Annotated in this window: 3 protein-coding genes; 2 read left to right on the forward strand and 1 reads right to left on the reverse strand. The window is 74.2% G+C overall.

What is annotated here, in order from left to right; translation table 11 throughout:
- Window positions 1-5324 (reverse strand): type I polyketide synthase (locus VT50_RS06040; RefSeq protein WP_143645180.1); only part of this gene is annotated, 5324 nt, incomplete at its 3' end.
- 429 nt (window positions 5325-5753) lie between these two features.
- Here VT50_RS06040 and rsgA point away from each other — a divergent pair.
- Both rsgA and VT50_RS06050 read left to right on the forward strand, forming a co-directional pair.
- Window positions 5754-6863 carry a ribosome small subunit-dependent GTPase A gene (gene rsgA, locus VT50_RS06045; protein WP_046090638.1) on the forward strand — a complete coding sequence of 370 codons (1110 nt, stop codon included), beginning with the start codon at window positions 5754-5756 and terminating at the stop codon, window positions 6861-6863.
- Between the two features lie 186 nt (window positions 6864-7049).
- Window positions 7050-8501 (forward strand): dihydrolipoyl dehydrogenase family protein, encoded by a 1452-nt coding sequence (locus tag VT50_RS06050; protein WP_206269352.1) that lies wholly within the window; start codon window positions 7050-7052, stop codon window positions 8499-8501.
- Window positions 8502-9577: the final 1076 nt, after the last annotated feature.

A 9577-nucleotide genomic window follows, 5' to 3' on the forward strand; every position in this document is an offset into this window, starting at 1 on the left:
GGGGTGATGGGTGCGGCGAGTTGGAGGAGCTGGTTGCGGATGCGTTCGACGTGGGGGGTGTGGGACGCGTAGTCGACGGCGACCGCACGGGTCCGGATCCCGGTGGCCTCGGCCTGTGCCGTGGCCTCGGCGAGTGCGCCCGGGGTTCCGGCGATGACGGTGGAGGTGGGTCCGTTGACGGCGGCGATCCAGACGTCGTCGCGGCCGGTCAGCAGGGTGTGTGTCTGGTCGGCGGAGGTGGCGAGGGAGACCATGCCGCCGTGTCCGGCCAGTTCTTGGGCGATGAGGCGGCTGCGCAGGGCCACGAGCCGTGCGCCGTCCTCCAGGGTGAGCACACCGGCGACGCACGCGGCGGCGATCTCGCCCTGGGAGTGGCCGATGACGGCGGAGGGTTCGATGCCGTATGAACGCCACATCTGGGCCAGGGACACCATGACGGCCCAGAGGGCGGGCTGGACGACATCCACCCGTTCCAACGCCGTGTCGTCCCCGGTCGCCCGCAGCACATCGAGCGGATTCCAGTCGATGTGCGGGGCGAGAGCCTGGGCGCAGCGGTCGACGGCTTCGGCGAACACGGGCGAGGCGTCGAGCAGTTCGGCGGCCATGCCGACCCACTGCGAGCCCTGCCCAGGAAAGACGAACACCGGACCGTCGGCCGACCCGGCGGTCACCCCGGCCACCACCTGGTCGGAGGGCTCACCGGAGGCGATCGCCTCCAGCCCCGCCAGGAACCCTTCGCGGTCCCCGGCCACCACCACCGCACGGTGTTCCATGGCGGCCCGTTGCGTCGCCAGCGCCCATCCGATGTCCGAGGGCAGGGCGTCGGAGGTGGCGGCGAACGCACCCAGCCGGGCCGCCTGCGCCCGCAGCGCGGCGGGCGAACGGCCCGACACCACCCACGGCAGCACACCTTCCGTCCCCACGAGCGAACGGGCGGCACTGGCGGTACGGGCAGCGTGGGCAGCGCGGACCGGGGCCGGTGGCGCCTGCTCCAGGACCACATGGGCGTTGGTCCCGCTGATGCCGAACGACGAGACCCCGGCCCGCCACGCCCGTCCGGCCTCCGGCCAAGGGCGCGCCTCCGTCACCAGCTCGACACCGCCGGATCCCCAGTCCACCTGCGGGGTCGGCGCATCCACGTGCAGCGTGGCGGGGACGACACCGTGGCGCATGGCCATGATCGCTTTGATGATGCCCGCGACTCCGGCCGCCGCCTGGGTGTGGCCGATGTTGGACTTCACCGACCCCAGCAGCGCGGGGCGGTCGGCGGTCCGGCCCTGGCCGTACGTGGCGAGCAGCGCCTGTGCCTCGATGGGGTCGCCCAGCGCCGTGCCCGTGCCGTGCGCTTCTATGACGTCCACATCGGACGGCGACAGCCCCGCGTCCGCCAGCGCCTGCCGTACCACCTGCTCCTGGGAGAGGCCGTTGGGCGCGGTGAGACCGTTGGAGGCGCCGTCCTGGTTGACCGCCGTGCCCCGGATCACACCGAGCACCCGATGGCCGTTGCGGCGGGCGTCGGACAGCCGCTCCACCAGCAGCAGCCCCACGCCCTCCGCCATTCCGGTGCCATCGGCCCCGGCCGCGAACGCCTTGCACCGGCCGTCGCGGGCCAGCCCGCCCTGGCGGCTGAACTCGGTGAAGATTCCCGGGGTGTTGAGGACCGTGACCCCACCGGCCAGGGCCAGTGAGGACTCCCCGCGCCGCAGCGACTGCACCGCCAGGTGCAGGGCCACCAGCGATGACGAGCAGGCCGTGTCCAGGGTGATGGCGGGCCCGGTGAGCCCGAGCAGATAGGCGATGCGGCCCGAGGCGACACTGGCGGTCTTGCCGGTGAGGAGATAGCCGTCCACCGCCTCCGGCGCCTCGTGCAGCCGTGGCCCGTACTCCTGGTCCATGGTGCCGACGAACACCCCGGTACGGGTGGCGCGCAGCGCGTCGGGCGCGATGCCCGCCCGTTCCAGCAGCTCCCAGGAGGTCTCCAGCAGCAGCCGCTGCTGGGGGTCCATCGCCAGTGCCTCGCGCGGGGAGATGCCGAAGAGGCGGGCGTCGAAGTCCGTGGCACCGTCGACGAAGCCACCGCTCCGGGCGGAGCTGCTGCCTGCGCCCTCGGCGCCGTGCAGCCGTTCCAGATCCCAGTCACGGTCGTCCGGGAACGGGGAGATGGCGTCCCGTCCGTCCGCCACCAGCCGCCACAGGTCCTCCGGTGAGCGCACCCCGCCGGGGAGGCGGCAGCTCATCGCGATGATGGCGATCGGCTCGTCGGTGTCGTCAATGGTGTCGGTGTCGGAGCCGGTGGCGGCCTCCGGGGTGGGTACGGGGGCAGGACCGGCGGCGGTGGCGGCGAGGTGTTCCGCGAGTCTGGCCGGGGTCGGGTGGCTGAAGAGCGCGGCGGGGGAGAGACGGGTGCCCAGCGCCGCGTTGACGCGGTTGCACAGATCGCTGAGCGAGATGGAGTCGAAGCCGAGGTCCTTGAAGGTGCGTCCGGTGTCGAGTTCGGCTACCGTCGAGTGCCCGAGGACGGCCGCGGCCTGGGCCCGCACTTGATGGGCCACGTCGAGGCCCGGGGCCCCCGGCGCGGCATCCGTGGCCGCCGGGGAAGCCACGCCGTCGAACCAGTGGCGCCGCCGCTGGAAGGCGCGGCCGGGCAGCTCGGTCCGGCGGGCACCGGTCCCGGCGAACACCTTCGCCCAGTCCGGGGCGGCTCCCCGCACCCACAGCTCGGCGAGCGAGAACAGCAGCCGCTGGGTGCCGCCCTCGCCCCGGCGCAGGGTGCCGACGGCGAGACCGCCGGTGTCCTGGACGGCGGTGGTGAGCACGGGGTGCGAACTGCTCTCCAGGAAGAGGGAGTTGCCGTCGGCGACCAGATTCTGGACGGTGTGGTGGAAGCGGACCTGTTCGCGGAGGTTGCGGTACCAGTACGCGGCGTCCAGCGCCTCGCCCGCGATGGGGGCGGTGGTGACGGTCGAGTACATCGGCACGTCCCCGGCGCGTGGCGCGACCGGCGCGGCGAGCCGCAGGAACTCGGTGCGGATCGCCTCGACATGCGGAGTGTGCGAGGCATACGCCACGGTCACCCTGCGATGGCGCAGCCCGGCGGCCTCCGCCCTGGCCATGACCTCGGCCAGCCCGTCGAGACCGCCGCCGACCACCGTCGCGCCGGGGCCGTTGACCGCGGCGATCCACACGTCGTCCAGGTCCGCGAGCAGTTCGGCCGTCCGCTCCTCCGACGCGCCGATGGACGCGAGACTGCCCCGGCCGATCAGCGCCCCCGCGACCCGGCTGCGTACGGCGATCAGCCGGGCACCGTCCTCCAGCGACAGCGCTCCGGCCACGCACGCGGCCGCGATCTCACCCTGCGAGTGGCCCACGACGGCCGACGGGACGACGCCGAGCGAACGCCACACCCGCGCCAGCGAGACCATCACGGCCCACAGCGTGGGCTGCAGCACCTCAGCGCGCTCCAGCGCGGCACCGTCCTCGGTGTCCCGCAGTACGTCCAGGAGGTCCCAGTCGGTGTGCGGGGCCAGGGCCCGCGCGCAGTGGCCGATGGATTCGGCGAACACGGGTGAGGCGTCGAGCAGTTCGGTGGCCATGCCGATCCACTGCGAGCCCTGCCCAGGGAAGACGAACACCGGACCGTCGGCCGACCCGGCGGTCACCCCGGCCACCACCTGGGCGGAGGGCTCACCGGAGGCGATCGCGTCCAGCCCCGCCAGGAACCCTTCGCGGTCCCCGGCCACCACCACCGCACGGTGCTCCAGGGCCGTCCGGTGCTCGGCGAGCGACCATCCGATGTCGGCGGGGGAGGGGCCGCGGTGCGCGGATCCGTCCGGCGGACCATCCGCCGCGAACGACCTCAACCGGGCCGCCTGTGCCCGTACTCCGCCCGGTGTCCGCCCCGAGATCACCCACGGCAGTACGTCACCGCCCCGCGCGCCCGCGACGTCTTCGGCCGCCCGCGCGGCGAGTGAGGCCACCGGGGCCGGGGCCCGCTCCACGACGATATGGGCGTTGGTCCCGCCGACGCCGAAGGACGACACCCCGGCGATCAGCGGCGCGTCCGGGCGCGGCCAAGCCGACAGCTCGGTCTGCACCCGGAGGTTCCACTCCTCCAGCGGAATCGCGGGGTTGGGGGAGCGGAAGTTGCGGCTCGGCGGGAGATGCGCCGCCCTCAGGGAGAGCAGGACCTTGATCAGGCCGGTGATCCCCGCGGCCCCCTCCAGATGGCCGACGTTCGTCTTGGCGGACCCCACCAGCAGCGGACGGTCCTCGGTACGCGCCGCGCCGATCGCCTCGGCCAGCGCCGCCGCCTCGATGGGGTCGCCGACGGGTGTGCCGGTGCCGTGCAGTTCGACGTACTGCACCGCGTCGGGAGCGACCCCGGCCGCCGCGTACGCCCGGCGCAACACCTCCGCCTGGGCGGTACGGCTGGGGGTGGTGAGGCTGTCCCCGCCACCGTCGTTGTTGACCGCGCCGCCGCGCAGCACCCCGTGGATCCGGTCGCCGTCGGCGAGCGCGCGGGCGAGCGGTTTGAGCAGCACCAGACCGCCGCCCTCGCCGCGGACGAAGCCGTTGGCCCGGGAGTCGAAGGCGAAGCACGCGCCGTCCGGGGAGAGCCCGCCGAAGCGTGCGGCGCTCAGCGCGCCGTCGTACGCGAGATTGAGGTGGACACCGCCCGCGAGCGCGGTGTCGCAGTCGCCGTTGCGCAGGCTCTGGCAGGCCGTGTGCACCGCGACCAGCGAGGACGACTGGCCCGAGTCCACGACCATGCTGGGGCCGCGGGTGCCCAGCAGATAGGAGAGCCGGTTGGCGATCATGCCGCGCTGGAGGCCGGTCAGGGTGTGGTGGGTGACCGCGGAGTCGCCGCCGTACCGCCGCAGCAGCGTGGCGTAGTCGTCGTTGATGGCGCCGACGAACACCCCCGTCCGCCCTTGGGCGAGCCGGGCCGGTGTGAGGCCCGCGTCCTCCAGGGTCTCCCAGCCCAGCTCGAGCATCAGCCGCTGCTGGGGGTCCATGGCGGCGGCCTCGCGCGGCGATATGCCGAAGAAGTCGGCGTCGAAATGGTCGACTTCGTCGAGGAAGGCGCCGAATTCCGTCCCCGCTTCGGCATCGGCTTCGGCGTTGGTTTCGGCGTTGGCTTCGGCTCGGGCCCCGGACCCGCTCTCGGATTGACGCGGGGTCCATCGGTCTTCCGGTACCGAAGTGACCGCGTCCACGCCCTCGCTGAGCAGCCGCCAGAATTCCTCCGGCGTCCCGGCCCCGGGAAAACGACAAGAGAAACCGATGACCGCTACCGAATCATGGGCACCGTCAGGCCATGGCAAATCGGCGACTGTGGACAACTAGGTACACTCCCCCGTGACCCGGTGACCTGAGTATTTACCGTCAATATCATCGCGCGTGAAAATAAAGATCAACTGCCGCGAAGGTACCTCAGCGTCCGGCGGGGCGCAAGCATGTTCGGGAGCCGCCCTCCGAGGACACGTTCCGCTGGTCACAGGGGGGTTGATGGCGGCCCTTCGCTTTCAACGGAAGAAAATCGGATGGCGCGCGGTGTGGCGATGGGCTACGGTTTCCCCGTTCCGGGCGGGCCGTGATGGTCCGCGTTGCCGCGCGTTGAGGAAAGCAGGAGGTGAGGACATTGATGACGGTCTCGGTGGCGAGCGCCGCTCGCGTTCAGAAGTTCCTCATTTCCTCCCCTGCGGCCTCCGGCTGACACCTCTTCGGAGGCCGCCCTTCGAAGGGTTTCCTCCGTGTTCGACACTTCCTCCGACACCACCTCTCCGCACTCCCTCGCCGCCTATGGGTGGGACGACGGCTGGGCGGAGACGTTCGCCCCGTACGCCGCGCCGGGCCTGGTGCCCGGCCGGGTGATCCGGGTGGACCGTGGCCAGTGCGATCTGGTCACCCCGAACGGCCTGGCGCGGGCCGACACCGAACTGGTGACACCGCGCGATCCGATGCGGATCGTGTGCACCGGCGACTGGGCCGCCGTGGACGCCGAGGGCGATCCGGCCTACGTCCGTACGCTGCTGCCGCGCCGCACCGCCCTCGTGCGGTCCACCTCCTCCAAGCGCTCGGACGGCCAGGTGCTGGCGGCCAACGCCGACCACGCCGTCATCGCCGTGTCCCTCGCCGCCGAGCTCGACCTGGGGCGTGTGGAGCGGTTCACCGCGCTGGCCTGGGAGAGCGGCGCCCAGCCGGTGGTCGTCCTCACCAAGGCCGATCTGGTGCCCGACCCGGACACCCTCGCCCATCTGGTGTCCGACACCGGGACGGCGGCGCCCGGTGTGCGGGTGCTTCCGGTGAGCTCCGCGACGGGGGAGGGCCTTGCCGAGCTCGGCGCGCTGCTCGCCTCCGGCACCTCGGTACTGCTCGGCCAGTCCGGGACGGGCAAGTCCACCCTGGCGAACGCGCTGGTGGGCGAGGCCGTCCAGGACGTACGGGCGATCCGCGACAGCGACGGCAAGGGGCGGCACACCACGACCACCCGGGATCTGCTGCCGCTGCCCTCGGGCGGGGTGCTGATCGACACCCCGGGGCTGCGCGGGGTGGGGCTGTGGGACGCAGGGGGCGGGGTCGCGCAGGCCTTCGCCGAGATCGAGGAGCTCGCCGGGCGCTGCCGCTTCCCCGACTGCGCCCACCGGGCCGAGCCGGGATGCGCGGTGCTCGCCGCGATCGAGGACGGCTCGCTGCCCGGGCGGCGGCTGGAGAGCTATCGCAAGCTGCTCCGCGAGAACGAGCGGCTGGCGGCCCGCACGGACGCGCGGCTGCGCGCCGAGCTGCGGCGGGACTGGAAACAGCGGCAGGCGCTGGGCCGCCACATGGTGGAGCGCAAGCGGGGACCGAGGCGCGAGCGGTAGCGGTACGCCCCGGGGCCCGGGACGTACCGGGCCCCGGGCACCCCTCCCGGGCGCATCCGGGAGCGCCCGGCCAGAACGCCGATTGGGGTGGCCGTGCGCGGTAACTCGACGCCACGATGACCTTGCGGGGCCCCGGAGGCCCCGCCGCGCTGACATGGGCGAGCACGAGCGAGAGAGCGGGTTGCGATGAATCAGGCCACGGACGAGTACGACGTCATCGTGCTGGGCGCGGGCCCGGTCGGGGAGAACCTGGCCGACCGTACCCGCGCCGCCGGGCTCTCCACGGTGATCGTGGAGCGCGAGCTGGTCGGTGGTGAGTGTGCGTACTGGGCCTGCGTCCCCAGTAAGGCACTGCTGCGCCCGGTGCTCGCACGGGCCGAGGCACGTCAGGTGCCGGGGGTGCGGGAGGCGGTCGGCGGGTCGCTGGCGGTGGCCGACGTCTTCGCCCACCGCGACAAGGAGGTCGGCAACTGGTCCGACGACGGCGCCCTCACCTGGCTGGAGTCGGCCGGGATCGACCTGGCGCGCGGCCATGGGCGGCTGGTCGGCCCGCGGCGGGTCGCGGTGACGCCGCCGGACGGATCCGGCGGCGAGGAGCGGACGCTCACCGCCCGCCACGCCGTGGCCGTCTGCACCGGCACCCGGGCCGCGCTGCCCGACCTGCCCGGGATCGCCGAGGCCCGCCCCTGGACCAGCCGGGAGGCCACCAGCTCATCCACGGTGCCGGAGCGGCTGATCATCGTGGGCGGCGGTGTGGTGGCCGCCGAGATGGCCACGGCCTGGTGCGGCCTCGGCTCGCGCGTCACCGTACTGGTGCGCGGCTCCGGGCTGCTGGACCGGATCGAGCCGTTCGCGGGCGAGCTGGTCGCCGAGACGCTGAGGGAGGCCGGGGCCGAGATCCGCACCGGTACGTCGGTGAAGGGCCTGGCCCGGCCGGGCGGGGTGGAGGGACCGGTCACGGTGACCCTGGAGAGCGGGGAACGGCTCGAGGCGGACGAGGTCCTTCTCGCCACCGGGCGCGCCCCCCACACCGCGGACATCGGCCTGGAGACGGTGGGCCTCGAACCGGGCGGCTGGCTGACGGTCGACGAGACCTGCCGCGTGACGGACGTCACCGACGGCTGGCTCTACGCGGCGGGCGACGTCAACCACCGGGCGCTCCTCACCCACCAGGGCAAATACCAGGCGCGCATCGCGGGCGCGGCGATCGGGGCACGCGCGCGGGGCGCCGAGCGGCTGGACACGGGCCGCTGGGGCGAGTACGCGACGACCGCGGACGAGGCGGCCGTACCGCAGGTCGTCTTCACCGACCCGGAGGTCGCCGCGGTCGGGCTGACCGCGGAGCAGGCCGAGTCCCAGGGCCGTGCCATCCGCGTCGTCGACTACGACATGGGCCAGGTCGAGGGTGCGGTCCTCTACGCGGACGGCTACCGCGGCCGCGCCCGCATGGTCGTCGACCTGGACCGGGGCCATCTGATCGGCGTCACCTTCGTGGGCCCCGGCGTCAGCGAACTGCTCCACTCGGCGACGGTGGCGGTAGCGGGCGAGGTCCCCATCGACCGCCTCTGGCACGCGGTGCCGTCCTTCCCCACGATCAGCGAGATCTGGCTGCGGCTGCTGGAGACGTACCGGGGGTGACGGGGCGGCGGGGCCGCTCGGGCTCCGGCTCCGCGGGGTGCGTCCTCGGGGTGGCTTGAGGGGATCTTGGACGGGCCTCGTGCCGGTCATCGCGTGGTGTCCCCGTGGAGCCTCCCTGTGGACAATGTGGGGATGAGCCAGCAGGGCGACCGACGCCGTCATGAGGACGACTGGTGGGGCGAGTTGTACGACCCGCGGCGCGCCGACGCGGGGCCCGCGGCGGCCCCGGACTCCGTGGACGACCGGTTCGATTCGGCCTCCCGCACGCTCACCGGCGACGAGGACGCCGGTAACCAGAGACCGGCCGCGGGCGCCCCCTGGGGCCCGCGGACGGGGGATCCGGGCGGTGCCGCCCCGGGCTCCGACGCCGACGCCGGAGGTGGCCCGCAGGGGTGGCGATCTCCCGCCGACGAGGAGCCCGGTGCCACGCTGCCCTCGGCGGGCGGCCAGACAGGCCCGGGTGCCGCCCAGGCTGACAACGCGGGGCCTGCGGCAACCCCGCCCGCTCAGGATGACGGCGATGCGGGCGCGGGGCCGGGGCGTACGGAACCGGGTGCTGGCGCGTGGGGTGGCGCGGGCTCGGCGACCGGGCAGCCCGATGAGGGGCCTGGTGCCCCCTCGCCCTCGCGGGGCGGCCACGCGGGGCCCGGGGCGACCCCGCCCTCCGGAGGCTCCGGGGGCTCCGGCGCCGGGCCGGGGAGCACGGGGTCGGGTGGCGCGGGAGCCGGTGCCGCGCAGGGCGGAGCGGGTTCCGGGGACGCACCCGGCCGCACGGAGCCGGGCGCCCCACCCGGACGTACCGGCCCCTCGGGCGCACCCGGGCGTACCGGCACTGGAAGCGCGCCCGGGCCCGCGAACCGGGGGAGCGCGCCAGGACCCGCCGGGCCGGGGATTCCGCCCGGGCCCACGAGCGGCGCGGGCGAGCCGGGGGCCACGGGCCGGGGAAGCGCCTCCGGGCCCACGAGCCCGGGACGGGAGCCCGGACGTACCGGCCCGTCGGGCGCATCCGGGCGTACCGGCCCGTCGGGCGGACCCGGGGCTGCGGGGTCGGGGAGTGGGGCCGGGCGCATCGGGCC

It is taken from the genome of Streptomyces antioxidans (assembly GCF_000968685.2).
GTDB lineage: Bacteria > Actinomycetota > Actinomycetes > Streptomycetales > Streptomycetaceae > Streptomyces > Streptomyces antioxidans.